We start from the raw sequence: 26,932 nt of genomic DNA, 5'->3' as shown, positions 1-26,932 counted from the left end.
CCGCGAAAAAGGCAACCCGGTCTCGGCTCAGAGCACCCGGCTTTCGAAGCGGCTCACGCCTGGCAATTCCAGCACCAGCTCGTCACCGACATTGAACGGCCCTACGCCCGCCGGGGTGCCGGTGAGGATCACATCCCCCGCCTGCAGCGAGAAATGCGCGGCCATGTACTGGATCATTGGCACGATCGGATTGAGCATCATCGCGCTGTTGCCGTCCTGACGCACTTCGCCGTTGACGGTCAGGCGCACCGGGATATCAGTCACATCCTCGAAACTGGCGGCCGACACGAATGGCGGCAGTACGCAAGCGCCGTCGAAGCTCTTGGCCAGTTCCCACGGCAGGCCCTTCTCTTTCAGCTTGGCCTGCACGTCGCGCAGGGTCAGGTCCAGCGCCGGGGCGTAACCGGAAATGGCGTCCAGCACCTCTTCCTCGGTTGGCCGCGTCGACAGCGGCTTGCCCAGCAGCACGGCAATTTCGGCCTCATAGTGCACCGAGCCGCGCTCGGTCGGGATCTTGAAGCCGCCTTCGGCCGGCACCACGCAACTGCCGGGCTTGATGAACAGCAGCGGCTCGGTGGGGATCGGGTTGTCCAGTTCCTTGGCATGCTCGGCATAGTTACGGCCGATGCACACCACCTTGCCCAGCGGGAAGTGAATGCGTGTGCCGTCTACGTACTGGTGCTGGTAACTCATGGCCGACTCCTCTGGATACTGCTTTTTATTCGGGAGCGAAGATCTTACCCGGATTCATGATGCCGTTAGGGTCGAACACGGCCTTTATCGCCTTCATGCAGGCAATTTCTTCGGGCGAGCGGCTGTAGCCCAGGTAATCGCGCTTGGTCATGCCCACCCCGTGCTCGGCCGAGATCGAGCCGTTGTAGCGCTGGACGATCTCGAACACCCACTTGTTGACCTTGGTGCACGAGGCAAAGAAGTCGTCCTTGCTCATGTGCTCGGGCTTGAGGATGTTCAGGTGCAGGTTGCCGTCGCCGATGTGGCCGTACCACACCACTTCGTAATCGGGGTAATGCTCAGCGACGATGGCGTCGATATCGCGCAGGAAGGCCGGCACGTTCGACACGGTGACGGAGATGTCGTTCTTGTACGGGGTCCAGTGCGAGATGGTTTCCGACAGGTATTCGCGCAGCTTCCACAGGTTTTTCAGCTGGGTCTCGCTCTGGCTCATCACCCCGTCCAGCACCCAGCCCTGCTCGACGCAATGCTCGAAAGTGGCCAAGGCTTCGTTGGCCACCTCTTCGGTGCTGGCCTCGAACTCCAGCAGCGCGTAGAACGGGCAAGCGGTCTCGAACGGCGCCGGCACATCGCCACGTGCGAGGATCTTCGCCAGGCCCTTGTCGGAGAAGAACTCGAAGGCGGTCAGGTCCAGCTTGCCCTGGAAGGCATGCAGCACCGGCATGATCGAGTCGAAGTCCGGCGTGCCCAGCACCATGGCGGTAAGGTTGCGCGGGGCGCGGTCCAGGCGCATGGTGGCCTCGACCACGAAGCCCAGGGTGCCTTCGGCGCCGATGAACAGCTGGCGCAGGTCGTAGCCGGTGGCGTTCTTGATCAAGTCCTTGTTCAGTTCCAGCAGCTCGCCCTTGCCGGTGACCACTTTCAGCCCGGCCACCCAGTTGCGGGTCATGCCGTAGCGAATCACTTTGATTCCGCCGGCATTGGTGCCGATGTTGCCGCCAATCTGGCTAGAGCCGCTGGAGGCGAAGTCCACCGGGTAATACAGGCCCTGCTCTTCGGCGTAGGTTTGCAGCTGGCGGGTGATCACCCCGGGCTGGCAGACCACGGTGCGGTCGAAAGCATTGAAGCCGAGAATCTGGTTCATGTAGTCGAAGGCCACCACCACTTCGCCATTGGCCGCCACGGCGCCGGCGGAAAGCCCGGTACGCCCGCCAGACGGCACCAGCGCCACCTTGTGCGCATTGGCCCAGCGCACGATCGCCTGCACCTGCTCTGGCGTCTTGGGGAAGACGATGGCGCTGGGCGCCGGCGGGTAATGCTTGGTCCAGTCCTTGCCATAGGCTTCGAGGGAAGCCGCGTCGGTCAGGACCTTGCCAGGGTCGACAAGGGTCATCAGTTCATCAATAACAGCGGGCTGGGTCATCGCTGGAACTCTCGACTTATTCATAGTCACCCTGAGCACTCTTCACCTGTCGGGATAAGCTCAGATTGTGTCGCGTATGCTAGCATAGCCCTCCCGCTGTTCATGCTAAGGCTGCCCTCGCGCCTGGCATCACCCCTCGCCATTTTTTCTCCGGGATACAGGTTTACGCAGATGAGCAAGACTTCTCTCGACAAGAGCAAGATCCGGTTCCTTCTTCTTGAAGGTGTGCACCAGAACGCGGTCGATACCCTCAAGGCCGCCGGCTACACCAACATCGAATACCTCACTGGTTCGTTGCCGGAAGCCGAGCTGAAGGAAAAGATCGCCGATGCCCACTTCATCGGCATCCGTTCGCGCACCCAGCTGACCGAAGAGATCTTCGACTGCGCCAAGAAACTGGTCGCCGTTGGCTGCTTCTGCATCGGCACCAACCAGGTTGACCTGGAAGCTGCCCGCGAGCGCGGTATCGCCGTGTTCAACGCGCCGTACTCCAACACCCGTTCGGTGGCCGAGCTGGTGCTGGCCGAAGCCATCCTGCTGCTGCGCGGCATCCCCGAGAAAAACGCCTCCTGCCACCGTGGCGGCTGGATCAAGAGCGCGGCCAACTCGTTCGAGATCCGTGGCAAGAAGCTGGGCATCGTCGGCTACGGCTCGATCGGCACCCAACTGTCGGTGCTGGCCGAGAACCTGGGCATGCAGGTGTACTTCTTCGACCCGCTGACCAAGCTGCCACTGGGCAACGCCGTGCAGGTCACCAGCCTGAACGAGCTGCTGGGCCTGGCCGACATCGTTTCGCTGCACGTGCCTGAGCTGCCGTCCACCCAGTGGATGATCGGCGAGAAGGAAATCCGTTCGATGAAGAAGGGCGCGATCCTGATCAACGCCGCCCGTGGCACCGTGGTCGAGCTGGACCACCTGGCCGCCGCCATCAAGGACAAGCACCTGATCGGCGCCGCCATCGACGTGTTCCCGGTCGAGCCGCGCTCCAACGACGAAGAGTTCGAAAGCCCGCTGCGTGGCCTGGACAACGTGATCCTGACCCCGCACATCGGTGGTTCCACCGCCGAAGCCCAGGCCAACATCGGCCTGGAAGTGGCCGAGAAGCTGGTCAAGTACAGCGACAACGGTACCTCGGTGTCCTCGGTCAACTTCCCGGAAGTGGCCCTGCCGGCGCACCCAGGCAAGCACCGCCTGCTGCACATCCACGAAAACATCCCGGGCGTGCTCAGCGAGATCAACAAAGTGTTCGCCGAAAACGGCATCAACATCTCCGGTCAGTTCCTGCAGACCAACGAGAAAGTTGGTTACGTAGTGATCGACGTTGACGCCGAGTACTCGGACCTGGCGCAAGAGAAACTGCAACAGGTCAAGGGCACCATCCGTTCCCGCGTACTGTTCTAAGTTTGCTTGCATGTCTAGTCCTGAAATAGGTTTACACCCGTTCAGGTAGGCCGACAGGCCTCAAAACGCCCGATGCACCGCATCGGGCGTTTTGTTTTTTAGGGCCATATGGGGCCGTTCTGTGTTGTAGATCTGCACTGCCTCATCAACCATCTTCCTCGCCTGCTCAAGATCTTTAGGGCTGCTCAACAGCAGCTCCATCTTGAGGATTCCGTTGATTCGCTCCGCCAGTGCGTTCTGATAACAGTCATACCCATCAGTCATGGAGCACTGAACGTCATGCCGTTGGTGCAGTGACTGGTACAGCGTCGAGCAGTATTGGGATGCCTCGATCCGAATGGTGGACTAATGGCTGGCGACGACGTCGCTTTCGTAAGGCCTGCTTGAAGGCTTGCGCCACTGACTCGGCATGCAGGCTTTCATGGACGTGGTGGCCAACAATTTTCCTGGAGTACGCATCCGTTACCAGGCTCAGATACAGCGGGCCGTTACGTGCGGGCAGATAAGTAATGTCGGCAACCCAGACGTGCTCTGGCCTTGTCGGTACGACTTGGCTTGGGCCGGGCTTAAGTAAGTTGGGATGACGGTAGAAGCGATGAAAGCTCTGCGTTGTCTTGTGATACGCCCGCTTAGGCAGCACTAGCAAGCGGCGCTCACCCAAGACCTGGAAAAGCCTGTCTCGGCCGACCTTGACTCGCCTGTCAGGTTGGCAATGCAGCAGATAGTGCAGCTTGCGTGTACCCAGACGAGGCTGGCGCATCCGGATTTGCTGTACGAACTCAACCACTCGATCCGCTTGGCGCTCTTTGTCATCAGCGGCTTGGTTGCGCTTGTAGTAAGCCTGTCGACTGATGCCTAGAAACTGACAAGCCCTGGCAATGCTCAGTCCTGCGACTTGACCTTGCGTGAGGACTTGCCGGATCGCTTTTTTACGACCGATACACCGTAGTCATTTTTCAGAACATCAACGACCGTCTCAAAGAATTGAGCCTTCTGGCTCATCAGCTCAAGCTGCTGCTCAAGCTCTTTGATCCGCTGCTCTGGAGTGAGCGTTTTGGGGTCAGACATCGCGCAGCTCCTCTCGTCGCGGATCGAGGCCCCCTGGCTCCAATCCTGCCGACCGTGCTTACGCAACCATACCAGAACCGTAGATTTTCCTTGGATGCCGTACCGCTCCCGGGCCTGGGTGCAGGTCAGCTCGCCTTTTTCGATCTGATCGACCACTGCCAATTTAAAAGACAGCGAGTAATCACGCTGCGTGCGCTTTACACCTTGATCCATCTGACTCTCCGGAAATTCGGGATGGGAGGTGTAAACCTTATTTAGGACGGGACAGCAGCATGAAAAAGGGAGGCCCTGGTGGCCTCCCTTTTTTTGCCTGCGGCATCGGTGTCGCCTGCTTCGCGGGTAAACCCGCTCCCACAGTCTGCGGGGGCCTGTGGGAGCGGGCGAGCCCGCGAAGAATCCAACGCTTATTTCACCTCGACAGTGATCTTCTGCGACTCCACGCTCGGCTTGAACGGCACGTGATACTGGTCACCCAGCACCAGTTGCAGGGTGTGCTTGCCTGGGGTCAGGGTAATGCTGGTTTCGGTCTGGGCCTTGCCGAAGTGCAGCACTTGCGGGCCCGCCGGCAGTGCAGTGCCGGCCTCTGGCATCAGGCTGGTGGGCAGTGGCATGTCGGCCACAGGCTCCTTGTCCACGTCCACCAGCAGGTGATGGTGCCCGGTATGCGGGGTCTGGTCACCCGCTGGCTTGAGCTGCATGCCCTCGATGCCGAATTTGACGGTGAAGGTCTTGTCGACCGTGGCGCCATCGGCGGGGGAAACGATGAAGACCTTGGCATCCTTGGGCGGCTCCTGGCTCTTCAGGGCGTCCGCGGCACTGGCGAACACCGACGCTCCCATCAGCAGACCGGCAACGGCAGCACGCGAAAATAGGCTGTTCATTCACTTCTCCTGTGATTCACTTATTGACCGCAGCCCGTATTCCAGCGGCGGCGGTAGTTCACCTTAGTTGAAATATGCGCCAAGGTGTTCACATTGCCTGGCAGAAATATTTCCGTCAGGGTTAAACAATGCCGAGGCTTGACGGTCATAGGCTGCGCTCGACCATGGCGAGGAAGAAAGCCGTGGCGAAAGTTATTCATCTGCTTAAAAAAAGGGGCATTCATGCGTTCGACCATAGGGGTACTGCTGGCAGTGCTGATCAGTCCATTGGCCCAGGCGGAACTGATCGACGAAATCGCCGACCGGGGCGAACTTCGCATTGCCGTACAGGCGGACAACTCGCCGTATGCGTTCAAGCAAGATGACCACCTGACCGGTTTCGACATCGAGTTCGGCCAGGACCTGGCCAGGGAGCTGGACCTACGCGCCGAGTTCGTCGAAGCCCCTGCTGCCGAAGTGTTGCCTGGCGTCGAAAGTGGCAAGTACGACATTGCACTTACCCCGTCGAGCGAAGCGCTCAAGGGTGACGGCCCGCTCGATGTGAGCCTGCCGTTTGGCGAGAAGAAGCTGGTGATTCCGTTCCAGAAGGACAACCCGGCGTTCGAAAGTGCAGTGAACAATGCATTGCAGCGCCTGAAAAACAGTGGCCGCATTGCTGAGCTTGAGCAGAAGTGGTTCAAGGGTGTGCAGGAGACTGCGGCCGGGCAGTAGGTTTTGGCCGCCTGTACCGGCCTCATCGCCGGCAAGCCAGCTCCCACAGGTAATCTGCAAGTCTCATGGCCTGTGGTGTACCTGTGGGAGCTGGCTTGCCGGCGATAGGGCCGGTGCAGGATTACCCTAAAGCCCGCTGTGCCTCGTCCAGCTCCAGCTCGCTGAACACCTGCACCCCCGCCCGCCGCAGCAACGCCGTGGTCACCCCTTCCCCCGTCACCTTCACTCCACTGAACGTGCCGTCATAGGTCGACCGGTTGCCACACGAAGGGCTGCCCGACTTCAGCACCGCCACGCCAATGTCATACCGGCGCACCAATTCCAGCGCCAGTCGCGCCCCGGCCAGAAACTCGGCACTGACATCTTCGCCCGTCACCGTGATCACGTGCGCGCTGCCATCGAGCACCTCGCCGCCCTGCCCGCCGGGGATTTCCGCAGGCGGGCGCGGGGTCGGCAAGCCGCCGGCCACTTCCGGGCACAATGGCACCACACGCCCTTCGGCCTGCCACTGCTGCAACAGGTCGGGGTGGCCGCTGGTCCGGCCGTCGTAGCGCACCGGTTGCCCCAGCAGGCAGGCGCTGACCAGCACCTTGGGCAGCTCAGAACGGGTCATTGCCACGCCGCCTGAACCAGCCGGTCAACGACAGCCGCTCACGCCCGGCCGGCAGCACTTCGTGGGGCACTTCGCCCGACAGGAACACCACCAGGCAGCCCGCTACCGGCTCGACGTCGTGTTCGATACCGCCGGCGAGGAACATGCGCAGTTGCCCACCATGTTCCGGTTGCCAGTCTTCATTGAGGTACAGCACCGCCGAGACCATACGCCGGTCATCGTCGCGGAAGCGGTCCAGGTGCCGACGATAGAACGCCCCCGGCGGGTACAGGGCAAAATGGCACTCGAAGTCTTCCAGGCCCAGGAACAGGCCTTGGTTGATGGCCTGGCGCAACTGGTCCATGGCCATCAGGTACTGGTCGCAGGCTTCGGCCTGCCCGGGGTCGATCCACTGGATCTGGTCGCCGCGAATGGCTTCACGCACCTCCTGGGCAGCACCGCGCCCAACCCCCGCGGGGTTGAGTTCGCCTTCGGCCTCACGGCGCCGGCACTCGGCCGCCAGCGCGCGCACCAGGTCGGCAGGCAGAAACAGCGCCTGCTGGGACCAGCCATGGGTGGCCAGATCGTCGACGACGGCCGCAAGCTTCGGGTGTTCAGGGGAGATGTGCATGGCGCGCATCATATCCATTCGCCCTGTCGGCGCACAGCGCCACTTGGCCGAGAAGCACGCGGGTATCTCGACAAACCGGCGCCGGGCCAAGGACAATAGCCACCTGCCGACAGGAGTCCTGAATGCGCCGTCTGTTTTCCCTGATTCTGCTGATGATCTGCACCATGCCTGTCTGGGCAGACAACCTGGATCAACTGTACAAGGCCGCCGGCTGGCCCGACCAGCGCGCCCATTTCAACGATGCCCTGACCGCCGCCCAGGAGCGCTATCGCAACAGTTTGCCACCCGCCGTGTACCAGGCGCTGGTCAACAACAGCAACCAGCGTTTCCAGGCCCAGGCGGTGGACCGTCGCGCCCAGGCACAACTGCGCGCCACCCTGGCCAACCCGGCGCCGGCCCTGGCCTTCTTCCAGTCGCCACTGGGGCGCAAGGTGGTGGCGGCCGAACTCAAGGCCACGCGCAAGGACCAGTTGGCCAAGCATGCCAAGGGCCTGCCCAAGATCCAGGCCAGCGACGACCGGTTGCTGATCATCGGCCACCTGGCCCAGGCTCTGCCGGCACGCGAGGCCGGTGCCGAAGTCAGCCTGGCCATCGCCGGGGTGGCGGCAGACAGCCTCAGCTCGATGATCCCCGGCCTGTTCGGCGGCGGCCAGGCCCAGGGCCTGCTCGATGGCCAGCGCCAGCGGCTGATGAACCAGATCGGCGAAGACCTGAACAACACGCTGCTGTACGTCTACAGCGACCTGTCCGATGCCGAGCTGGAGCAGTTCGCCACCTTTGCCGAGTCACCAGAAGGCAAGGCGTACTACCAGGCCGCGCTGGCCGCCGTTCGCGCGGGCCTGGCGGTTGGCCAGAGCACCGATGACCTGAAGTGATCAGCCCAGGCGCTGGTCGATGAAGTCGAAGTAGCGCTGGCGAATGCCTGGCAGCTCGTTGGCCAGGTGGTGACGGGCCTCGGGCAGCAGCAGAATCTGCGGCTCGGCGAACTTGGCCTTGAGCACTTCGAGGTTGTAGGGCCAGTCCACCGTGGCATCCGCCTCCCCCTGCACGATCAATGGCCGCCGCGTACTGCGCGGCGCGGCCTCGATGCGTTTGACCCAGGCGATCAGTGCGCCCACCCAGGCGGTTGGCAGGCGGCGCGGCTGCAGCGGGTCGGCTTCGAGAAATGGCAGGAAGGCCGGGTCATTGGTGTTCTCGCTGAAGCGCCGCTCGATCCCATTGACGAAATGGCGCAACACCCGATAACTGAGCTTCGACCAGCGCCAGGAACAGGGCCGCACCAGCGGTGCCAACAAAATGACCTGGCCATCGATGGGGCTGCGCGCGCCCTGGTACAGCAGGTGGTCCACGGCAATGGCGCCACCGGTGCTCTGCCCGCACAGGTGCCAGGGGCGCGGCAGTTGCAGCGTGCGCGCCTGTTCGAACAAGGCCTCCAGCACTTGCTGGTACACCGCGAAGTCACTGATGCTGGCCCGCTCGCCACTGGACAGGCCATGGCCGGGCAAGTCGCAGCTGATCACGGCGAAGCCCTGCTCGAGCGCCCACGCGATCACGTGCCGATAAAGGCCCATGTGGTCGTAATAACCGTGCAGCAGGAACAGCGTCGCGCTGGGCTGCTCGGGTAACCAGGCCTGCCCGACCAGCTCGAAGTCTGCGGCCTGGAAGCCGCCCAGCCAGCTGTGGGCTGACAGGTCCAGGCCATAGAAGCGCTGGTAATCCTGCGCCTGGGCCGACAGCGGTTGGCGGGCGGTGAACGGCGCCAGGCTGGTGCGCAGGAGGTCGGGGTGAAAGGCAGCGGGCATCAGGTACATCCACATGTGGAGCAAGTATTGATCTGGGATATTCAGCTCTGGCTGGCGTCGTGGCAAGCTTGGCCCATCTATCACCTGTACTGGCCCTATCGCCGGCAAGCCAGCTCCCACAGGAAGATCACCGCCCTCAAGAACTGTGGTGTACCTGTGGGAGCTGGCTTGCCGGCGATAGGGCCAATGAACCCACCACAAAAATACCAGCAGATATCCATGCAGACCCGCCTCGCCAAACCTGCCCTGATCATCCTCGCCCTACTGCTCTGTGCCGCTTTGCTCTGGCAGGCCTACACCACCTTCCAGGCCCGCTACCTGCGCCCGTTCGACAACCAGGCCACGCTGTTCGACGGCAGCCAACTGCAGCTACCCACCGAGCTGGCCGGCCCCGGCCCGATCCGCGTGGTGCACTTCTGGGACCCGGCCTGCCCGTGCAACGTCGGCAACCAGCAACACCTGGGCGACCTGGTCAGCCAGTTCGCAGGCCAGGGCGTGACCTTCCACGTGCTGCAGAAGCCCGGTAGCCACGGCCAGCTACCGGCCAACCTCACCGTCCTCGAGCCACTCGCCAGCCTGCCCGGCAGCGAACACCTGCCTGCCTCCCCGGCCGTGGCCATCTGGGACCGTCAAGGCCACCTGGCTTATTTCGGCCCCTACAGCGAAGGTGCAGTGTGCAACGCCAGCAACAGCTTCATCGAGCCGATCCTCAAGGCGCTGCTCGGCGGCCGCCAGGTCAGCGCCTCCAATACCCTGGCGGTAGGCTGCTACTGCCCCTGGGCCGGCTGACGCACCCGCGCCGGGTTACCTACCACTGTCGCCCCCGCCGGCACGTCACGGGTGACCACACTACCGGCACCCACCACGGCGTTGTCGCCAATGGTCACCCCCGGCAGGATGATCGCCGCACCGCCGATCCACACATTGTTGCCGATAGTCACCGGCCGCCCGCTCTCCAGCCCGCTGCGCCGCACATCCGGGTCGAGTGGATGGTCGGCGGCGTAGATCTGCACGTTGGGGCCGATCTGGCAGTCGTCGCCGATGCGCACCGGCGCCACGTCAAGAATCACGCAGTTGAAGTTCATGAAGGTATTACGGCCGACACTGATGTTGTAGCCATAGTCGCAATAGAACGGCGGGCGGATCACCGCGCCTTCGCCAACCTGGGCAAAGTGCTCCACCAGCAACCCATGACGTGCCTCGTTGAGCAATTCGACACTGCTATTGTAACGGTGCATCCAGTGCTTGTTGGCGATCTGCTCGGCCTGCAGCTCGGGGCAGCCAGCGTGATAGAGCTGGCCGGTAAGCATTTTCTGTTTTTCGCTGAGGGACATGGAAACTCCTTCCTGGGGCTATGCTCTGTTCGCGAATCCGCCGATGATCGGACCACATTTTCTGCTTGAACGCACAAGGAGCCTGCATGAAGCGCAGCCTGACCCTGCTGGCCGTGGTCATTGCCGTGGCCGCCGGCGGCGGATACTGGTACGTACAGGACAAGCTGCCGCAACGCGAGGGCGAGGTGGCCATCGCTGGTCTGCAGGCGCCGGTCAGCGTGCGCTACGACGCCCGCGGCGTGCCGCACCTGCAGGCGCAGAGCGAGCCGGACCTGTATCGCGCCCTGGGCTACGTGCATGCTCAAGACCGATTGTTCCAGATGGAGATCCTGCGGCGCCTGGCCCGTGGTGAGCTGGCCGAGGTGCTGGGCGACAAGCTGCTGCCTACCGACACCCTGTTCCGCAGCCTGCGCATACGCGAGCAGGCCGCGCTGATGGCCAAGCGTCAGGACCCGCAGTCGCCGGCTTGGCAGGCCCTGCAAGCCTATCTCGAAGGGGTCAACACTTGGCAGGCCAGCCACCCCAAGCCCGTGGAATTCGACCTGCTCGGCATCACCCCGCGCCCGTTCACCGCCGAAGACACCCTGAGCATCGCCGGCTACCTGGCCTACAGTTTCGCCGCCGCGTTCCGCACCGAGCCCGCACTGACCTATATCCGCGACCAACTGGGCCCTGACTACCTGAACATCTTCGACCTGGGCTGGCAACCCGAAGGCGCGCTGGGCACACCACTGGCCGCTGCCGACTGGCACAGCCTGGAGGCCCTCGCCCGTCTCAGCAATGAGGCGCTGGGCGACGCCGGCATCCCCCAGTTCGAGGGCAGCAACGCCTGGGCGATAGCGGGTAGCCACACCCGCAGTGGCAAGCCGCTGCTGGCCGGCGACCCACACATCAGCTTCGCGGTGCCGGCAGTGTGGTACGAGGCCGAGCTGTCGGCGCCCGGCTTCAACCTGTATGGCTACTTCCAGGCGCTCAACCCGTTTGCCCTGCTCGGCCACAACCGCGACTTCGGCTGGAGCCTGACCATGTTCCAGAATGACGATGTCGACCTGATCGCCGAACGCAGCAACCCGGCCGACACCAATCAGGTCATGGTCGATGGCAAGTGGCAGGCGCTGGAAAAGTCCGAGCAACAGATTGCGGTAAAAGGCCAAGCGCCGGTCACCATCAGCCTCCGCCGCTCGCCCCATGGCCCGATCGTCAACGACGTGCTGGGCGCCACGGCCGGCCCCACGCCCATTGCCATGTGGTGGGCCTTCCTGGAAACCGAAAACCCGATCCTCGACGGTTTCTACCAGCTCAACCGCGCCGACACCCTGGACAAGATGCGCGAGGCCACTGCCAAAGTCCACGCGCCGGGGCTGAACTTTGTCTGGGCCAATGCCCGTGGCGATATCGGCTGGTGGGCGGCGGCGCAGTTGCCGATCCGCCCCGACGGCGTCGACCCGGCGTTCATCCTCGATGGTGCCAGCGCGCAGGCCGACAAGCTCGGTTTCTACCCGTTCAGCGTCAACCCACAGCAGGAGAACCCGGCGCGCGGCTACATCGTCTCGGCCAACTACCAGCCACCGGCGGTGGTGCCGATACCGGGTTACTACAACCTGCCCGACCGGGGCCGCCAGCTCGACCGCCATCTGGCCAACCCCGAGGTGAAATGGGACATCCACAACAGCCAGGCGCTGCAGCTGGACACTGCCAGCGATTATGGCCCGCGTACCCTTGCACCGCTGCTGGCAACCCTGCGCACTGTGGCCGAGGGTGACGAAGAGAAGGAACTGGTCGAACAGCTGGCGGCCTGGGTTGGCGACTACCCGCTGGACTCGATCAACGCCACGCTGTTCAACCAGTTCCTCTACGACCTGGCGTTCGCGGCGCTGCATGACGAACTGGGCGATACCTGGTTCCCGGTGTTGATCAGCACCCGCGCCATCGACGCCGCCCTGCCGCGCCTGGCGGCGGATGCCGAAGCACCCTGGTGGAACACCCGTGGTGCCAGCCAGCGTACCGACCGTACCGCCGTCGTGCGCAGTGCCTGGCAGAACAGCCTGAAGCACCTGCGCGATACCTTGGGCAGCGACCCGGCCAGTTGGCAGTGGGGCAAGGCTCATACCCTCACCCACAACCATCCGCTGGGGGTGAAAAAGCCGCTGAACCTGCTGTTCAACGTTGGCCCGTTCGCCGCACCCGGTACTCATGAAGTACCGAACAACCTCTCGGCGAAGATCGGCCCTGCGCCGTGGCCAGTGAGCTATGGGCCATCGACACGGCGGCTGATCGACTTTGCCGATGCCGGGCAGGCGCTGACCAGCAACCCGGTCGGGCAGAGTGGCGTGCCGTTTGACCGGCATTACTCGGACCAGGCCGAGGGGTATGTGCAGGGGCAGTACCAGAAGGCGCAGATGGGGGTGATTCCGGCGCAAAGCACCTTGCGACTGGTGCCAGGCGAATGACCGAGGGGGCTGCTGCGCAGCCCATCGCGACGCAAGGCCGCTCCCACAGGTGCTGTGCAGGTTTCGGGCGCCCCCTATACCTGTGGGAGCGGCCTTGTGTCGCGATGGGCCGCAAAGCGGCCCCGACAATTACGAACACCCTAAACCATTCCCAAACGAGGCCCTCATTCAATGCAAAGAAACTTCATCGAAATCGACGGCGCGCGCATGAGCTACATCGACCAGGGCCAAGGCTTCCCGGTCCTGTTCGGCCACAGCTACCTGTGGTCCGCCGACATGTGGCAGCCGCAGGTCGAAGCCCTGTCGCAACACTTCCGCGTCATCGTGCCCGAGCTATGGGGCCATGGTGATTCCGACGCCCCGCCCGCCACTACCAGGAACATGGCTGACCTGGTTCGCCAGCACCTGGCCTTGCTCGACAAGCTGGACATCGCCAAATGCCACCTGGTCGGTTTATCGGTAGGCGGCATGTGGGGCGCCCCACTGGCCAGTGAGCACCCCGATCGTATCGACCGCCTGGTACTGATGGACACCTACCTCGGCGCCGAACCTGAAGCCACGCGGCTGAAGTATTTCGCCCTGCTGGACGCTGCAAGCGCCGCCGGGGAGTTCAGCGATGCCTTGCTCGATATCATCGTGCCGATATTCTTCCATGCCGATGGCCAGACGGTGCCGGAGATCCGTGAGCAGTTTCGTGCGGCGCTGAAGGCTACCAGCGCTGAAACCATCCGCGACAGCCTGGCCCCCATGGGCCGCATCATCTTCGGCCGGCCCGACCTGCTGGACAGGCTGGCGGGCTTGCCTGGCGAGCGTACCATCGTGCTGTGCGGCGACAAGGACATCCCTCGGCCGCCGGCAGAGTCCAACGAGATGGCGCAGTTGATCAATTGCCTGGCCGCGCAGATTCCGCTGGCGGGGCATATTTCCTGCCTGGAGAACCCGAAGGTGGTGAATGAATTCTTGCTGAACTGGCTACCGCGTTATCAGTGAGATCCCCGGGGCTGCTGCGCAGCCCATCGCCGGCAAGCCAGCTCCCACCTCGACCGCATAGGCCCCAAGCTCTTTGCAGTACCTAACTGCAGCAGCCTAAAGCCCTATGCAGTACCTGTGGGAGCTGGCTTGCCGGCGATGGGCCGCAGAGCGGCCCCTTAAACCGGTCACCCCTGCCACTTGCCGCCTTCGACGATCACGCTCTCCGGCTTGGTGTCGTCACTCAGTTCCTTGCGCACATACTGGTCATACAGCTTCAGCAAGAACTTCTCTTCGCCCAGCTTGGCCAGCTCGGCATTCACCCAGTCACGCAGCTCGGTATTGCCCTTCTTCACCGCCGGCGCAATAGGTGCTTCGTCACCCAGCAGCTCTGGCAGCACGCGGTAGCCCGGGTTCTGCTTGGCCCAGCTGAACAAAATCAGGTTGTCCTGGGCATAAGCATCGCCACGCCCGGTGGCCAGGGCCTGCAGCGACTCACTGTTCTTCTCGAACTTGAGCAGCTTCCATTCCGGATGGTTCTTGGTCAGCCAGATATCGGCAGTGGTGCCGGTGGTAACGATGATGGTCTTGTCGGCCAGGTCATCCAGCTTCTGCACTGGGCTGCCGTCGGCGACGATGGCCTGTACGGCAACCCGCAGGTTGGGGTTGGTGAAGTCCACCGCTTCCTTGCGCTCCGGGGTCACGGTCATGTTGGCGAGGATCAGGTCGACCTTGTCGCTCTGCAGGAACGGAATACGGCTGGCCGGCTCCACGGCAACGAACTCGACCTTGTTTTCATCGCCCAGCAGATCCTTGGCCAGGCGCCGGCCAATATCGGTATCAAAGCCCACATAGCGGCCCTGTTCATCGACGAAGCCAAACGGAGGCTTGTCGGTGAACACGCCGACAATCAGTTTGTCGCGGGCCTTGATGGTTTCCAGGTAGCTGGTTGCCGGCGATGCCGCCGCGGGCTTGGGTGGCTCTTCGGCCTTGTTGCAGCCGGCCAGCAGGGCCAGGCCGAACAGCGGCGCCAGCAGTTTGGTGAGGTTGGCAGTTTTCATGACAGTTCCTTGTGCAGTGTCTTCGGCAGGCTTTCTACGAAGGAGAATTTCTCCAGGAACTGCTGCGCACGTGCGGTTCGCGGTCGGGTGAAGAAGCTCTCGGGGTCGCCCTGTTCAAGGATCCTGCCGGCCTCCATGAACACGATGCGGTCGGCCACCGCGCGAGCGAAGGCCATTTCGTGGGTAACGATGAGCAAGGTCATGCCGTCGCGGGCCAAGCCCTGGATCACCTGCAGCACCTCCTTGACCATCTCTGGGTCGAGGGCCGCGGTAACCTCGTCGAACAGCATCACCTCGGGGTTCATGCACAGCGAACGCACGATGGCGATGCGCTGCTGCTGGCCGCCGGACAACTGCCGGGGGAAGGCGTCGCGCTTGTCCAGCAGGCCGACCCGCGCCAGCAGCGCCTCGGCCTGGGCCTGCGCTTCGGCCCGCTCGCGCTTTTGCACTTTCAGCGGGCCCAGCAGCAGGTTGTCAATCACGCTCATGTGGCCGAACAGGTGGTAGCTCTGAAACACCATGCCGACCCGCTGACGGATGGCGCGCCAGTCGGTGCGCGAGTCGATCAGCTCTTGCCCGGCCAGGCGCAGATGGCCGCTGTGGGCCTGCTCCAGGCCGTTGAGGCAGCGCAGCAAGGTGCTTTTGCCACAGCCGCTGGGGCCGAGGATCACCACCACTTCGCCGGCCGCTACCTGCAGGTCGACGTCCTTGAGCACCTGGTGCTCGCCGAAGAACTTGTTGAAACCCTGGAATTCGATCAATGCGCTCATGAGTGGGCCCAGCGGCGTTCCAGCACGCGCGAAGCGGCGGACAGCGGATAACAGACGATGAAGAAGAACAGGAACAAGGCGCCGTAGATCAGCACCGATTCGTAGGTGCGTTCGATGATCTGCTGGCCGGCCTTGATCACCTCGACCACGCCGATCAGCACGGCCAGCGAGCTGGTCTTGACGATCCGCGTATAGATGTTGATGGTCGGTGGGGTCATGCGCTTGAGCGCCTGCGGCAGCAGCACGTAGCCATACAGCTGCCAGCCGGCCAGGCCGATCGACAGCCCGGCCTCGCGCTGGCCACGCGGCAGCGAACCCAGCGCGCCACGCACCACCTCGCCTACCTCGCTGGCGCCCCACAGGCCCAGCACCAGCACCGCGCACCAGAAGCTGGGGATGCTCACGGCGAAGAAAATCGGCAGGCCGAAGAACACCAGGTACAGCCAGACCAGCACCGGAATGGCGCGAAACAATTCGAGGTACACCTGCAAGACGATGTTCAAGGCACGGTTGCCCAAGGTCGCCAGCACGCCATAGAGCACACCACCCAGCGTCGCGAAGAGGATGCCCAGCGCCGAGATGGCCAAGGTCTGCGCTGCGCCGCCGGCCAGCTGCGGCAGCGCCTGCAGCAACAGTTCAGACGCCGAACTGGCCATGTTGCAGCCTCCTTTCCACATAGCGCAACAGCAACGACAACGGCAGGAACAACAGCACGCAGAGCAGGGTCAGCACGGTGAGCATTTCATAGGTCTTGTAATACAGCGCGATGTAGTTCTTGGTTGTGTAGAGGATCTCTGGCACCGCCACCGCCGACACCACGGTGGTTTCCTTGAGCAGGAAGATGAAGTTGGCGAACAGCGCCGGCAGGCTGAGGATACCGGCCTGGGGCAGCAGCACATGGCGCAGCAACTGGCCCTCGGACAGGCCGATGGAGCGCCCGGACTCCAGCTGGGCACGGGGCACGGCCTCGACTCCGGCACGCAGCACTTCGGTGAGGTAGGCGCCGCCCATGAAAGTCATGGTGATGATCGCTGCGGCAAAACCGGAAATCTTCAGGCCCAGGCTGGGCAAGGCGAAATAGACGAAGAACAGCTGGATCAGTAGCGGGGTGTTGCGCGCCAGTTCCACGTAGGCCTTGACCAGCCGCCACAGGTAGGGGGTGCGCAGGACCAGCAGTGTGGTGTTGACCAGGGCGACCAACAACGAGGTAGCGATGGCGATCAGGCCGACCTGCAGGGTCACGCCCACGGCCTTGAGGAAGGCCGGCAGGGTGCTGAGGATGAATGCGGTGTCGAGGGTCATGGGTAAAGCAGGTCTGCAGGGTGCGCAGCGGCACGATAGCTAGACTGTAATGATCTAAAAACTTTTTAATAAATACCTTTATTGCATATTCATATCACCAAGAAGTCGCTGGTGGGCCGGCCATTCTGGGGCTGCTCTGCAGCCCAATCGCGACGCAAGGCCGCTCCCACATGGGTCGACTGTGGGAGCGGCCTTGCGTCGCGATTGGGCCGCAGAGCGGCCCCAGAAACAAAAACGCCGACACATATGCGTCGGCGTTTTTTCCATCACTGCAAGCGCATCAGAACGCCGGCAGCACCGCACCTTGGTACTTCTTGGCGATGAATTCCTTCACTTCCGGGCTGGTCAGGGCCTTGGCCAGTTTCTGGATGGCTTCGCTGTCCTTGTTGTCCGGGCGGGCGACCAGGAAGTTCACGTATGGCGAATCGCTGCCTTCGATCACCAGCGCATCCTTGGCCGGGTTGAGGCCGGCTTCCAGGGCATAGTTGGTGTTGATCATGTCCAGGTCGACCTGGTCCAGCACACGCGGCAACATGGCCGATTCAAGCTCGCGGAACTTCAGCTTCTTCGGGTTCTCGGCAATGTCCTTGGGGGTGGCCAGGGCGTTCTTCGGGTCCTTCAGGGTGATCAGGCCAGCCTTCTGCAGCAGCAGCAGGGCGCGGCCGCTGTTGCTGCCTTCGTTAGGGATGGCAACGGTGGCGCCTTCTTTCAGCTCGCCCAGGGCCTTGACCTTGTTCGAGTAACCACCGAAGGGCTCGACGTGTACGCCGATCACGGTTTCCAGGTGGGTACCTTTGCCTTCGTTGAAGTTTTGCAGGTAAGGCAGGGTCTGGAAGTAGTTGGCGTCCAGGCGCTTCTGGTCAACCTGCACGTTTGGCTGCACGTAGTCGGTGAAGACCTTGATCTGCAGGTCGACACCTTCCTTGGCCAGGGTCGGCTTGATCAGCTCGAGGATTTCGGCGTGCGGTACCGGGGTAGCGGCAACCACCAGTTTCTCGGCGGCGGCGGCCAGGCCGGAGAACGACAGGGCAGCAGCCAGGGCAGTGGTCAGCAGGGTCTTCTTCATGGTGGTCCTTGTTCTGAATCTGAGCCATCGGCGATGGCGAATCGGGTGCCCAACCGCTTCACCAGTGGGCGTGAAGCGGACAATACCTAGATTTTTTATTCCGTAACAATATCTTTTATTCAGTTGCTTATTCCAAAAACAAACTGCCATCAGCCACTTTGCTTATGAGCGATGTCTAGCGCGCGGGGTTGGGCAGGTCGAGATCCTCTGGCAGGATCTCCGCGCCGTCATTCACCAACAAGGCGAAGTGAATGACGTTCTCCAGTTCGCGGGTGTTGCCGGTCCAGGGATGGGCCTCCAGCACCTGCTGCGCCGCCTCGCTCACCAGCGGCACAGGCCGCTGCAGGCGCGCGCTGTAGATGCCCACGAAGTACTCCGCCAGCGGCAGGATATCGCCCGGCCGCTCGCGCAGTGGCGGCAGCTCCAGTGCACCCTCGCGCAGGTACTGGTACAGGCGCTCATTGAAGCGCCCGGCGCGCACCACCCGCGCCAGGTCGATGCTGGTTGCGGCCACCAGGCGCACATCCACCGGCTGCGGCTGCTGCGCGCCCACCCGGGTGACCTCGCGGTTTTCCAGGGCTGCCAGCAGCTTGCCCTGGATGGCCAGCGGCAAGTCGGCGATCTCGTCCAGGTACAGCGTGCCGCCGTTGGCCGAGCCGAACCAGCCGGCGCGGCTGCTGGCCGTGCCGCCATGGCTGCCGGCACTGTAGCCGAACAGCTCGGCATCGGCGTAAGTGGGGCTGATGGCCGCGCAGTTGACTGAGACGAACAGCCCACCGCGGTCACTGGCACGATGGATCTGCCGGGCCAGCAGCTCCTTGCCGGTGCCGGTCTCGCCCCGGATCAGCACCGGCAAGGGTTGCGGCGCCAGGCGCTCCAGCTCTTCGCGCAGTTGCTGCGAACGCGGGTCGATGAACACCAGCGCCTTGGCACGGATGCTCAGCGGGCTCTTGTCCAGCTCGGGGAAGGTCAGCAGCGGCTGGCCAAACGGGTTTTGAAAAGTCATGACGAACTCCCGCCCCAGGCCTCCATTGGCCGGGCGTCAGGCAAACGGTAAACAGTAAGGGCAGTCAGGCGCGGCGCAATGCGCGCTGCTCGACCCGGCTCTGCAAGCGATACAAGTAGGCGAAGCCTTGTTCCCAGCGCTCATGGCCGGACTTGACGTTGATGTGCCCGGCGTTGCTCAGCAGCCCTGCTTCGGCGCCCCACACCTGGGCCAGGTACAGCGCCCGCGGCACGCTCACGGCCGGGTCGTTGTCCGAGCTGACCACCTGGCTGGGGAACGGCAATGTGTCGGTCGGGATAGGCGCAAAGTTACGTAGGGCCGGCGCGCAAGTGGGCCGCTCGACGTCGGCCGGTGCCACCAGCAGTGCACCACGCACCTGCCGCAGCAAGGCCGGGCTGGCCTGCGCGGCCCAATGGGCGACGGTGATGCAGCCCAGGCTGTGGGCGATCAGAATCACCGGCGAACGCTCGGCGGCAACCGCCTGCTCCAGCGCCAGCACCCAGTCCTGGCGTTGCGGGGTCAGCCAGTCGTGCTGCTCGACCCGCGCACTGTTGGGCAGGCTGCGCTGCCAGTGACTTTGCCAATGGTTGTCTGGCGATCCTTGCCAGCCCGGCACAATCAGGTAACGAATAGACTCATTGCGCATGGGGACGCCTCCAGTAAGTTTGCGTGCTTGAAGACCAGTATAGGGAGGGAGTTATATTCGTAAAGGAATAAGAAGCTATTTATTAATAACCAAATTTACCTTTCGACACAATCCCTGTGGGAGCGGGCGAGCCCGCGAAACATGCGACGCGGTGGATGGTACCGGCTCTGCCGGTGTTCGCGGGCGCGCCCGCTCCCACAGGGATCGCGCAGGCAAAAAAAAAGGCCAACCCCTGCCAAGAGATGTGGCCCCAACGCATCTGCGTAAGTCACTTGCCTGAAGAGGGTTACCGGGGGTTCAGCGCGCGGTAATCACCGCCAGCTTGCTGATCCCCGCACGTTCGATGGCGGCCATGGCCCGCGCCACTTCGCCGTAGTTCACGCCGTCGTCGGCCTGCAGTTGCACGCGCACATCCGCATCCTTGTCCTTGGCCGCCTTGAGATTGGTCTCCAGCAGGTCGGGCTGAATCTCGTCCTTGTTGATGAACAGCTTGCCGTCCCCGTCGATACTGACCACCAGCGGGTCCTTCTGCTCTACCGGGGCCACGGCCTCGGTCTTGGGCAGGTTGATGGGAATGGCGTTGGTCAGCAGCGGTGCGGTGACGATGAACACCACCAGCAGCACCAGCATGACGTCCACCAGGGGCGTGACGTTGATTTCACTGAGGACTTCGTCGCTGTCCTGGGTCGAAAAGGCCATATCAGGACGCCTCCTTCACCGGCTGGGTGAAACCGGCCTGGGGCTTGTGCACGGCAGGGTGCACCAGCACGCGGAAGGCACTCTTCTGCGCCAGGCTGTAGAAGTCGTGGGCGAAGTCATCGAGGTCGGCGGCGGTGAGCTTGAGGCGGCGCAGGAAATAGTTGTAGACCAGCACCGCCGGCACCGCGACGGCGATACCCACGCCGGTGGCCACCAGCGCCGCACCGATTGGCCCGGCCACAGTTTCCAGGCTGGCGGAGCCGGCTGCACTGATACCCTTGAGCGCTTCCATGATGCCCCACACGGTGCCGAACAGGCCGATGAAGGGCGAGGTGCTGCCAATACTGGCGACCACCGCCAGGCCAGTTTCCAGCGAGCGGCGTTCACGCACGATCTGCTGGCGCAGGGCACGCTCCAGGCGGTCCTGGTGGTTGATGGCATGGCTCAAGTCATTGGCCTGGTTGTCACCGACAGCGATGGCTGCGTAACCAGCTTGGGCAACGCGGGCCGCCGGGCCAGGCAGTTCATGGCTGGGCTCGGCAGCCGAGTCCAGGCTCGAGGCGGCCCAGAACTGCTGGTGGAAGCGCTTGTCCTGGTTCTTCAGCCGCACGAACTGCACGACCTTGACCAGGGCCAGGCCCCAGGTAACGACAGAAAAACCGACCAACAGCCAGATGACTGCGCTTTCAACGGATTCGAGGGGGGATGCCAGCAGGCTCATGATGATGTCTTCCTGTGTTCTGCGAAATGGTTATCGAAGCTTGAAATCGATCGGCACGCTGACCCAGCCGGTCTGGGCCACATCGCCCTGCTTGGCAGGCACGAAGCTCCAGCGCTTGACCGCGGCCAGCGCGGCGGCATCGAGGGCATCGCGGCCACTGCTCTTCTGCACCTGGATCTGCCCCGGCTTGCCACTGGGCAACACCTCGACGCGCAGCAGCACAGTGCCTTCCCAGCCACGCCGCTGGGCCATCTGCGGGTATTCCGGGGCCGGGTTCTTCAAGTACGCAGCGTTGGCCGATGCCGGCGTTACCGGGGCCGGTGCAGGGGGGGCTGGCGCAGGGGGTGCCGGGGCAGCCACAGGGGCTGGCGGCGGTGCCTCGACCGGCTTGGGCTGTGGTTTGGGCGCTTGCTTGACCACCGGTTTGGGCACAGGTTTTGGCTTGGGTTTGGGCTTGGCGGCCAGTTCGTCGACTACCGGTGGTGGTGGCTCGACCACGGGCGGCGCAGGAGCTGGTGGCGGTGGCTCGACCACAGGCGGTGCCGGCGCGGCGAACTCGATGGTCATGGGCGGAACTTGCGGCGGCACCACCGGCAGCTCGGGCATCGGCGCCTGGCTGACCCAGTAAGCTGCGGCACCGTGCAACGCCAGCACCAGCAGGCCTAGCGCCAGCTTGTCGCGGCGCTTGAGCCCGCTGACGGGTGTGCGTTGCAGGCGCAGTTGGCCAAGCGGGAGGCGAAGCGTGCGTCCAAGCTCGACCAGGTCGCCCGGGGCTGGACGCCATGGCTGGTCGTAGGCCCTGACGGCCGACTGGACATTACCCATTGATCAAACTCCTGGGGTCTCGATTCAGGTGTGTGGCTGAATCATCGGGGCCAGAGGCTTATCTCTAAAAGTAATGTTTAAAATTATGGTTAGAACGTAACTGAATATATGTTTTGATGGGTTTCGCCAAGGCCACGGATTTCGCGGGGTCTGACCGGAGCGTAGCCACGCGATGCATTGCGGGCATGCAAAATATTCGCGTAAGGCATCAGATTGCCGCGAGGGCTGCGCCCTCGATCGCCGGCAAGCCAGCTCCCACAGATACTGCACATGGCTCGTAGTCGATGCGATCCATGTGGGAGCGGCCTTGTGTCGCGATGGGCTGCAAAGCAGCCCCGGCAACCTCCCAGGCATAAAAAAGCCCGGGACCAACCCCGGGCTTTTCGTCATCGAAGGCGACTCAGATATCCGCCACCTTCTGCCAAACCTTAGGCCGGAAGAACAACGTCTCCCCGCGCGCCAACCCGCTCAGGCTGTCATGGTCCTTGACCACCTCGGCCTCGATCAGCTCGCTCTGCCCTTCCACCTTCAAGGTCACCCGCGTGGTAGCCCCCAACGGGCGGATATCCCGCACCTCAGCCGCATGGTGGCCTTCGGTCTCATGCCGCGACAGCGACACCTCGTGTGGGCGGAACAGCACATGGTGCCCTTCGCTCAAGGCCAGGCGGTTGGAATCGCCGAGGAAGTGATAGACGAAATCATTGGCCGGCTGTTCGTACACCTCGCCCGGCGAGCCGATCTGCTCGATCACACCCTTGTTCATCACCACGATGCGGTCAGCCACCTCCATGGCCTCTTCCTGGTCGTGGGTGACGAATACCGAGGTCAGGTTGATGTCCTCGTGCAACCGCGCCAGCCAGCGACGCAGCTCTTTACGTACCTTGGCATCCAACGCACCGAACGGCTCGTCCAGTAACAGCACCTTGGGCTCCACCGCCAGCGCACGGGCCAGGGCGATACGCTGGCGCTGGCCGCCAGACAACTGCTCGGGGTAACGGTCGGACAACCAGTCCAGCTGTACCATGTTCAGCAGCTCATGCACCTTCTCGGCGATCTTGCTCTCGCTCGGGCGCTCGCCCTTGGGCTTCATGCGCAGGCCGAAGGCGACGTTGTCGAACACGCTCATGTGGCGGAACAGCGCGTAGTGCTGGAACACGAAACCGACGTTACGGTCACGCACATCATGGCCAGACACGTCTTCGCCATGGAACACGATATTGCCCTGGTCCGGGGTTTCCAGGCCGGCGATGATACGCAGCAGAGTGGTCTTGCCGCAGCCGGACGGGCCGAGCAAGGCCACCAGCTCGCCGCTGTTGATGTCCAGGTTGATGTTGTCCAGGGCCTGGAAGCTGTTGAAGCGCTTGCTGACGTTACGAACTTCGATCGACATGAATCATTCCTCCGCGGCGCTGTGGCGCAGGCGGTTAATACGGTTCTCGCTCCACTGCTTGAGCAGCAGGATGAAGAGCGCCAGGATCAGCAGCAGGCTGGCCACGCTGAAGGCCGCGACATGGTTGTACTCGTTGTAGAGGATCTCCACGTGCAGCGGCAAGGTGTTGGTAACGCCGCGAATGTGGCCCGACACCACCGACACCGCGCCAAACTCGCCCATGGCCCGCGCAGTACACAGCACCACGCCATAGATCAGGCCCCATTTGATGTTCGGCAAGGTCACGTGCCAGAACATCTGCCAGCCATTGGCACCGAGCAGGCGCGCGGCCTCCTCCTCTTGCGTGCCCTGCTCCTGCATCAGCGGGATCAGCTCACGGGCCACGAACGGCACGGTGACGAAGATGGTCGCCAGGACGATGCCCGGCAGGGCGAACACGATCTGGATGTCATGGTCCTGCAGCCATGGCCCGAACAGGCCTTGCGCACCGAACATCAGCACGTAGACCAGGCCGGCGATCACCGGCGACACCGAGAACGGCAGGTCGATCAGGGTGACCAGGATGCTCTTGCCACGGAAGGTGTACTTGCTCACGCACCAGGCGGCGCTGACACCGAACACCAGGTTCAGCGGCACCGAAATGACCACGGCGAGCAGGGTCAGCTTCAGTGCCGACAGGGCATCGGGCTCGAAGATCGCCTCGAAGAAGGTACCGAAACCGTTCTTCAGCGCCTGCGACACCACGATCACCAGCGGCAGCAGCAGGAACAGCGCGAACACCAGCCAGCCAAGGCCGATGAGAATGCGCCGCGATGTGGCACTGCCACGGCGGGCGGCGTTGGCGGCGGCGGTTGCACTCAGGGATGAACTGGACATGCCGGCCTCCTTCAAGGGGTTTCGATGCGGCGCTGCAGCAGGTTGATCAGCAGCAGCAGGATGAAGGAAACCACCAGCATCAGCACGCCGATGGCGGTCGCGCCGGTGTAGTCGTACTGGTCGAGCTTGACCATGATCAGCAACGGCAGGATCTCGGTCTTCATCGGCATGTTGCCGGCAATGAAGATCACCGAACCATACTCGCCCACGCCGCGGGCGAAGGCCAGGGCAAAACCGGTGAGCCAGGCAGGCAGCAGCGCCGGCGCCAGCACATGGCGGAACACCTGCAGCGGTTTGGCGCCCAGGCAGGCGGCAGCCTCTTCCACCTCACGGGGGATATCGGCCAGCACTGGCTGCACCGTGCGCACCACGAACGGCAAGGTGACGAAGGTCAGTGCCAAAGTGATGCCCAGCGGGGTGTAGGCGATCTTGAAGCCCAGGTCGGTGGCGAACTGGCCGACCCAGCCAGCCGGGGCGTACAGGGCGGTCAGGGCGATACCGGCGACGGCAGTGGGCAGGGCGAACGGCAGGTCGATCATGGCGTCGATGATCTTGCGCCCGGGGAAGGTGTAGCGCACCAGCACCCAGGCCAACAGGGTACCGATCACGCCATTGATGATGGCGGCGAACAGGGCAGTGCCGAAACTCAGCTTGAGCGCGGCGAGTACCCGCGGTGCACTGATGATGTTCCAGAACTGCTCCCAGGTAAGCTGCGCGGCATGCACGAACATGGCGGCCAGCGGTATCAGCACGATCAGGCTGAGGTACACCAAGGTGTAGCCCAGCGTCAGCCCGAAGCCGGGTATGACGGGGGAAATGCGACGTGACATAAATATCCCTGGTTGAATGCACTTGGCCCAGTATCGATCCCGGGCCGGTACAGGCTTCTAAATCCTGGGGCTGCTTTGCAGCCCATCGCCGGCAAGCCAGCTCCCACAGGATTACCACAGGCCTGAAGGCTGCGCGATCCCTGTGGGAGCTGGCTTGCCGGCGATGTGCCGCAACGCGGCCCCGCGTTTCCCTGACCGCGGTTACTGTGCCTGATAGATCTGGTCGAACACACCGCCATCATTGAAGAATTTCGGTTGTGCAGTCTTCCAGCCACCGAAGTCCTTGTCGATGGTTACCAGGTCCAATTTCGGGAATTGCTTGCCGAATTCGGCAGCAACCTTCTCGTCACGCGGGCGGTAGAAGTTCTCGGCGGCAATCTTCTGCCCAGCCGGGCTGTACAGGTGCTTGAGGTATTCGGTGGCAATCTCGCTATTGCCCTTCTTCTCGGCGTTCTTGTCCACCACTGCCACTGGCGGCTCGGCCAGGATCGACAGCGACGGCACGACGATGTCGAACTTGTCGGCACCACCGTCTTCCTTCAACGCCAGGAAGGCTTCGTTTTCCCAGGCCAGCAACACGTCGCCCTGGCCGTTGTTGACGAAGGTGATGGTCGAGCCACGGGCACCGGTATCCAGCACCGGTACGTGCTTGAACAGCTCCTGCACATACTCCTTGGCCTTCTCTTCGCTACCGCCGGTCTTCAGGCCGTAGGCCCAGGCCGCCAGGAAGTTCCAGCGGGCGCCGCCGGAGGTTTTCGGGTTGGGGGTGATGACCGACACGTCCTTCTTGATCAGGTCGCCCCAGTCCTGGATGCCTTTCGGGTTGCCCTTGCGCACCAGGAACACGATGGTCGAGGTGTACGGGGTGCTGGCGTCCGGCAGACGCTGCTGCCAGTCCTCGGGCAGGGTCTTGCCGAGCTTGGCGATTTCATCGATGTCACCGGCCAGGGCCAGGGTCACCACGTCGGCGCGCAGGCCGTCGATCACCGCACGGCCCTGCTTGCCCGAGCCACCGTGGGATTGCTGGATCTTCACCTTGTCGCCCGGGTGGGACTGCTGCCAGTGCTTGATGAATTCGGCGTTGTACTGTTGGTACAGCTCACGGGTCGGGTCGTAGGACACGTTCAGCAGTTCGTAGTCCTTGGCGATGGCGGAACCGGCAAAAACAGCACTGGCCAGGGCGGCGAGCGCATAACGGCGGATGGACATGGTGAAGCTCCCGATTGGCATTTTTCTAGTTTTGGATGTAAGGCGCGATCAGCCGGACTTGTTGCCGGGCTGTTGCAGGCGGAACTTCTCCTTGCGCTCGATCTGCACGACCTGAGCGTTATGCACAGTGATCTCCACCGCACCGAACCGCAGGTCGCGCAAGGCGCTCTGGATTTCACGCAGAATGGTGGCTTCGTCCTGACCGTCGATGCTACGCAGAGATGCACTCATGCTCGTTCTCCTTGGGGTGAAGGTGCCGGGCTGAGGTTTTGAAGGGGATTGCGCCTGGCTTGAGGGCAATAGTAGTGAGGCGGAGTTATTCTTAAAAATACTGTTTAAGAATGTTTATATAACCATTTATACAAATCAGCATGAAGCCTTTGTAGGAGCGGGTTTAACCGCGAATGCGATGGTGGATCCACCATTGCATTCGCGGGTAAACCCGCTCCTACAGTGTTCAGTGTTGGGTTTTAGTCGTGTTTTCAGGCTCGCGGATCTTGTACCAGGCCACATACAAGGCCGGCAGGAACAGCAGCGTCAGCAGCGTTGCACTGATGATGCCGCCGATCATGGCGT

Annotated in this window: 30 protein-coding genes and 1 pseudogene; 6 read left to right on the top strand and 25 right to left on the bottom strand. The window is 62.9% G+C overall.

The annotated features are described in order from the left end of the window. Nucleotides 1-27: 27 nt before the first annotated feature. Both TZ03_RS13215 and TZ03_RS13210 read right to left on the bottom strand, forming a co-directional pair. On the bottom strand, nucleotides 28-693 hold the full coding sequence (locus tag TZ03_RS13215; protein ID WP_051098199.1) for a fumarylacetoacetate hydrolase family protein: 666 nt from the start codon (nucleotides 691-693) through the stop codon (nucleotides 28-30). Nucleotides 694-718: 25 nt separating this feature from the next. Next, nucleotides 719-2,116 (bottom strand): FAD-binding oxidoreductase, encoded by a 1,398-nt coding sequence (locus TZ03_RS13210; RefSeq protein WP_051098197.1) that lies wholly within the window; start codon nucleotides 2,114-2,116, stop codon nucleotides 719-721. Nucleotides 2,117-2,287: 171 nt separating this feature from the next. Here TZ03_RS13210 and serA point away from each other — a divergent pair, with 171 nt between their 5' ends. Continuing rightward, the gene (gene serA / locus TZ03_RS13205) at nucleotides 2,288-3,517 is read left to right on the top strand and encodes a phosphoglycerate dehydrogenase (protein ID WP_016712564.1); all 1,230 of its coding nucleotides are present in this window, start codon (nucleotides 2,288-2,290) and stop codon (nucleotides 3,515-3,517) included. Between the two features lie 60 nt (nucleotides 3,518-3,577). On the opposite strand, the pseudogene TZ03_RS28770 reads toward serA, so the two are convergent. From TZ03_RS28770 to TZ03_RS30215, 3 genes and pseudogenes are all read right to left on the bottom strand, one after another. Then, a pseudogene (locus TZ03_RS28770) lies at nucleotides 3,578-4,798 on the bottom strand (IS3 family transposase). Nucleotides 4,799-4,989: 191 nt separating this feature from the next. Continuing rightward, a complete protein-coding gene (locus tag TZ03_RS13190; protein ID WP_051098194.1) occupies nucleotides 4,990-5,466 on the bottom strand; it encodes a DUF4399 domain-containing protein in 477 nt (158 codons plus the stop codon). Between the two features lie 20 nt (nucleotides 5,467-5,486). Further along, nucleotides 5,487-5,702, bottom strand: coding sequence for a hypothetical protein (locus tag TZ03_RS30215; protein ID WP_152645446.1), 216 nt, complete (start codon nucleotides 5,700-5,702; stop codon nucleotides 5,487-5,489). Here TZ03_RS30215 and TZ03_RS13185 point away from each other — a divergent pair. Then, the gene (locus TZ03_RS13185; RefSeq protein ID WP_051098192.1) at nucleotides 5,689-6,177 is read left to right on the top strand and encodes a transporter substrate-binding domain-containing protein; all 489 of its coding nucleotides are present in this window, start codon (nucleotides 5,689-5,691) and stop codon (nucleotides 6,175-6,177) included. The genes TZ03_RS30215 and TZ03_RS13185 overlap by 14 nt on opposite strands. 121 nt (nucleotides 6,178-6,298) lie before the next feature. Here the strand turns inward: TZ03_RS13185 and TZ03_RS13180 are convergent, their stop codons facing one another. Both TZ03_RS13180 and TZ03_RS13175 read right to left on the bottom strand, forming a co-directional pair. Further along, nucleotides 6,299-6,790, bottom strand: coding sequence for a DUF523 domain-containing protein (locus TZ03_RS13180; RefSeq protein WP_051098190.1), 492 nt, complete (start codon nucleotides 6,788-6,790; stop codon nucleotides 6,299-6,301). Next, the gene (locus TZ03_RS13175) at nucleotides 6,777-7,409 is read right to left on the bottom strand and encodes a 2OG-Fe(II) oxygenase (RefSeq protein ID WP_051098256.1); all 633 of its coding nucleotides are present in this window, start codon (nucleotides 7,407-7,409) and stop codon (nucleotides 6,777-6,779) included. The genes TZ03_RS13180 and TZ03_RS13175 overlap by 14 nt, the downstream gene beginning before the upstream one ends. A 113-nt stretch (nucleotides 7,410-7,522) precedes the next feature. Here TZ03_RS13175 and TZ03_RS13170 point away from each other — a divergent pair, with 113 nt between their 5' ends. Next, nucleotides 7,523-8,275 carry a DUF2059 domain-containing protein gene (locus TZ03_RS13170; protein ID WP_051098188.1) on the top strand — a complete coding sequence of 251 codons (753 nt, stop codon included), beginning with the start codon at nucleotides 7,523-7,525 and terminating at the stop codon, nucleotides 8,273-8,275. Here the strand turns inward: TZ03_RS13170 and TZ03_RS13165 are convergent, their stop codons facing one another. Next, on the bottom strand, nucleotides 8,276-9,202 hold the full coding sequence (locus tag TZ03_RS13165; protein ID WP_051098253.1) for an alpha/beta hydrolase: 927 nt from the start codon (nucleotides 9,200-9,202) through the stop codon (nucleotides 8,276-8,278). Between the two features lie 219 nt (nucleotides 9,203-9,421). Between TZ03_RS13165 and TZ03_RS13160 the strand changes: the two genes are divergently transcribed. Then, entirely contained in the window at nucleotides 9,422-9,991 is a 570-nt protein-coding gene (locus tag TZ03_RS13160) for a DUF6436 domain-containing protein (RefSeq protein ID WP_051098186.1), read from the top strand. Here the strand turns inward: TZ03_RS13160 and TZ03_RS13155 are convergent. Further along, nucleotides 9,970-10,536 (bottom strand): sugar O-acetyltransferase, encoded by a 567-nt coding sequence (locus tag TZ03_RS13155; protein ID WP_051098184.1) that lies wholly within the window; start codon nucleotides 10,534-10,536, stop codon nucleotides 9,970-9,972. The genes TZ03_RS13160 and TZ03_RS13155 overlap by 22 nt on opposite strands. Nucleotides 10,537-10,622: 86 nt before the next feature. On the opposite strand from TZ03_RS13155, the gene TZ03_RS13150 reads away from it, so the two are divergent. Next, complete coding sequence (locus TZ03_RS13150; protein ID WP_051098183.1) at nucleotides 10,623-12,986, top strand: penicillin acylase family protein; 2,364 nt, start codon at nucleotides 10,623-10,625, stop codon at nucleotides 12,984-12,986. A 171-nt stretch (nucleotides 12,987-13,157) separates the two neighbouring features. Beyond that, nucleotides 13,158-13,976 carry an alpha/beta fold hydrolase gene (locus TZ03_RS13145; protein WP_051098181.1) on the top strand — a complete coding sequence of 273 codons (819 nt, stop codon included), beginning with the start codon at nucleotides 13,158-13,160 and terminating at the stop codon, nucleotides 13,974-13,976. Between the two features lie 167 nt (nucleotides 13,977-14,143). Here the strand turns inward: TZ03_RS13145 and TZ03_RS13140 are convergent, their stop codons facing one another. The 16 genes from TZ03_RS13140 to TZ03_RS31990 all read right to left on the bottom strand — a co-directional run. Beyond that, nucleotides 14,144-15,016, bottom strand: a complete 873-nt coding sequence (locus TZ03_RS13140) for a transporter substrate-binding domain-containing protein (RefSeq protein WP_051098179.1) — start codon at nucleotides 15,014-15,016, stop codon at nucleotides 14,144-14,146. Continuing rightward, a complete protein-coding gene (locus TZ03_RS13135; RefSeq protein ID WP_051098178.1) occupies nucleotides 15,013-15,786 on the bottom strand; it encodes an amino acid ABC transporter ATP-binding protein in 774 nt (257 codons plus the stop codon). The genes TZ03_RS13140 and TZ03_RS13135 overlap by 4 nt, the downstream gene beginning before the upstream one ends. Further along, nucleotides 15,783-16,442: an amino acid ABC transporter permease gene (locus TZ03_RS13130; protein WP_051098176.1), complete on the bottom strand. Its 660-nt coding sequence runs from the start codon at nucleotides 16,440-16,442 to the stop codon at nucleotides 15,783-15,785. The genes TZ03_RS13135 and TZ03_RS13130 overlap by 4 nt, the downstream gene beginning before the upstream one ends. Beyond that, complete coding sequence (locus TZ03_RS13125; protein WP_051098174.1) at nucleotides 16,423-17,088, bottom strand: amino acid ABC transporter permease; 666 nt, start codon at nucleotides 17,086-17,088, stop codon at nucleotides 16,423-16,425. The genes TZ03_RS13130 and TZ03_RS13125 overlap by 20 nt, the downstream gene beginning before the upstream one ends. A gap of 280 nt (nucleotides 17,089-17,368) precedes the next feature. Continuing rightward, nucleotides 17,369-18,154, bottom strand: a complete 786-nt coding sequence (locus tag TZ03_RS13120) for a MetQ/NlpA family ABC transporter substrate-binding protein (RefSeq protein WP_051098171.1) — start codon at nucleotides 18,152-18,154, stop codon at nucleotides 17,369-17,371. A 175-nt stretch (nucleotides 18,155-18,329) separates the two neighbouring features. Then, a complete protein-coding gene (locus TZ03_RS13115) occupies nucleotides 18,330-19,160 on the bottom strand; it encodes a sigma 54-interacting transcriptional regulator (protein WP_051098170.1) in 831 nt (276 codons plus the stop codon). Between the two features lie 64 nt (nucleotides 19,161-19,224). Then, nucleotides 19,225-19,806: an alpha/beta hydrolase gene (locus tag TZ03_RS13110; protein WP_051098168.1), complete on the bottom strand. Its 582-nt coding sequence runs from the start codon at nucleotides 19,804-19,806 to the stop codon at nucleotides 19,225-19,227. Between the two features lie 297 nt (nucleotides 19,807-20,103). Beyond that, nucleotides 20,104-20,505, bottom strand: coding sequence for an ExbD/TolR family protein (locus tag TZ03_RS13105; protein ID WP_051098166.1), 402 nt, complete (start codon nucleotides 20,503-20,505; stop codon nucleotides 20,104-20,106). A gap of 1 nt (nucleotide 20,506) precedes the next feature. Beyond that, entirely contained in the window at nucleotides 20,507-21,226 is a 720-nt protein-coding gene (locus TZ03_RS13100; protein ID WP_051098164.1) for a MotA/TolQ/ExbB proton channel family protein, read from the bottom strand. 30 nt (nucleotides 21,227-21,256) lie between these two features. After that, a complete protein-coding gene (locus TZ03_RS13095) occupies nucleotides 21,257-22,051 on the bottom strand; it encodes an energy transducer TonB (protein WP_051098162.1) in 795 nt (264 codons plus the stop codon). Between the two features lie 400 nt (nucleotides 22,052-22,451). Continuing rightward, the gene (locus TZ03_RS13090; protein WP_051098161.1) at nucleotides 22,452-23,441 is read right to left on the bottom strand and encodes a sulfate/molybdate ABC transporter ATP-binding protein; all 990 of its coding nucleotides are present in this window, start codon (nucleotides 23,439-23,441) and stop codon (nucleotides 22,452-22,454) included. A gap of 3 nt (nucleotides 23,442-23,444) precedes the next feature. Further along, nucleotides 23,445-24,317, bottom strand: coding sequence for a sulfate ABC transporter permease subunit CysW (gene cysW / locus TZ03_RS13085; protein WP_012312240.1), 873 nt, complete (start codon nucleotides 24,315-24,317; stop codon nucleotides 23,445-23,447). An 11-nt stretch (nucleotides 24,318-24,328) separates the two neighbouring features. Next, nucleotides 24,329-25,147 (bottom strand): sulfate ABC transporter permease subunit CysT, encoded by an 819-nt coding sequence (gene cysT / locus TZ03_RS13080; protein WP_051098159.1) that lies wholly within the window; start codon nucleotides 25,145-25,147, stop codon nucleotides 24,329-24,331. 201 nt (nucleotides 25,148-25,348) lie between these two features. Then, nucleotides 25,349-26,356 (bottom strand): sulfate ABC transporter substrate-binding protein, encoded by a 1,008-nt coding sequence (locus tag TZ03_RS13075; protein ID WP_051098157.1) that lies wholly within the window; start codon nucleotides 26,354-26,356, stop codon nucleotides 25,349-25,351. A gap of 48 nt (nucleotides 26,357-26,404) precedes the next feature. Beyond that, nucleotides 26,405-26,587 carry a sulfur starvation response protein OscA gene (oscA, locus tag TZ03_RS13070; RefSeq protein ID WP_016489716.1) on the bottom strand — a complete coding sequence of 61 codons (183 nt, stop codon included), beginning with the start codon at nucleotides 26,585-26,587 and terminating at the stop codon, nucleotides 26,405-26,407. A 226-nt stretch (nucleotides 26,588-26,813) separates the two neighbouring features. Further along, the coding region (locus tag TZ03_RS31990; protein ID WP_414860307.1) for a hypothetical protein at nucleotides 26,814-26,932 on the bottom strand (119 nt) is incomplete at its 5' end.

The organism is Pseudomonas sp. 10-1B, from assembly GCF_000935045.1.
Lineage (GTDB): Bacteria > Pseudomonadota > Gammaproteobacteria > Pseudomonadales > Pseudomonadaceae > Aquipseudomonas.
The sequence above is the reverse complement of the archived record's forward strand: the minus strand, read 5'-3'. Positions and strand labels throughout refer to the sequence as shown.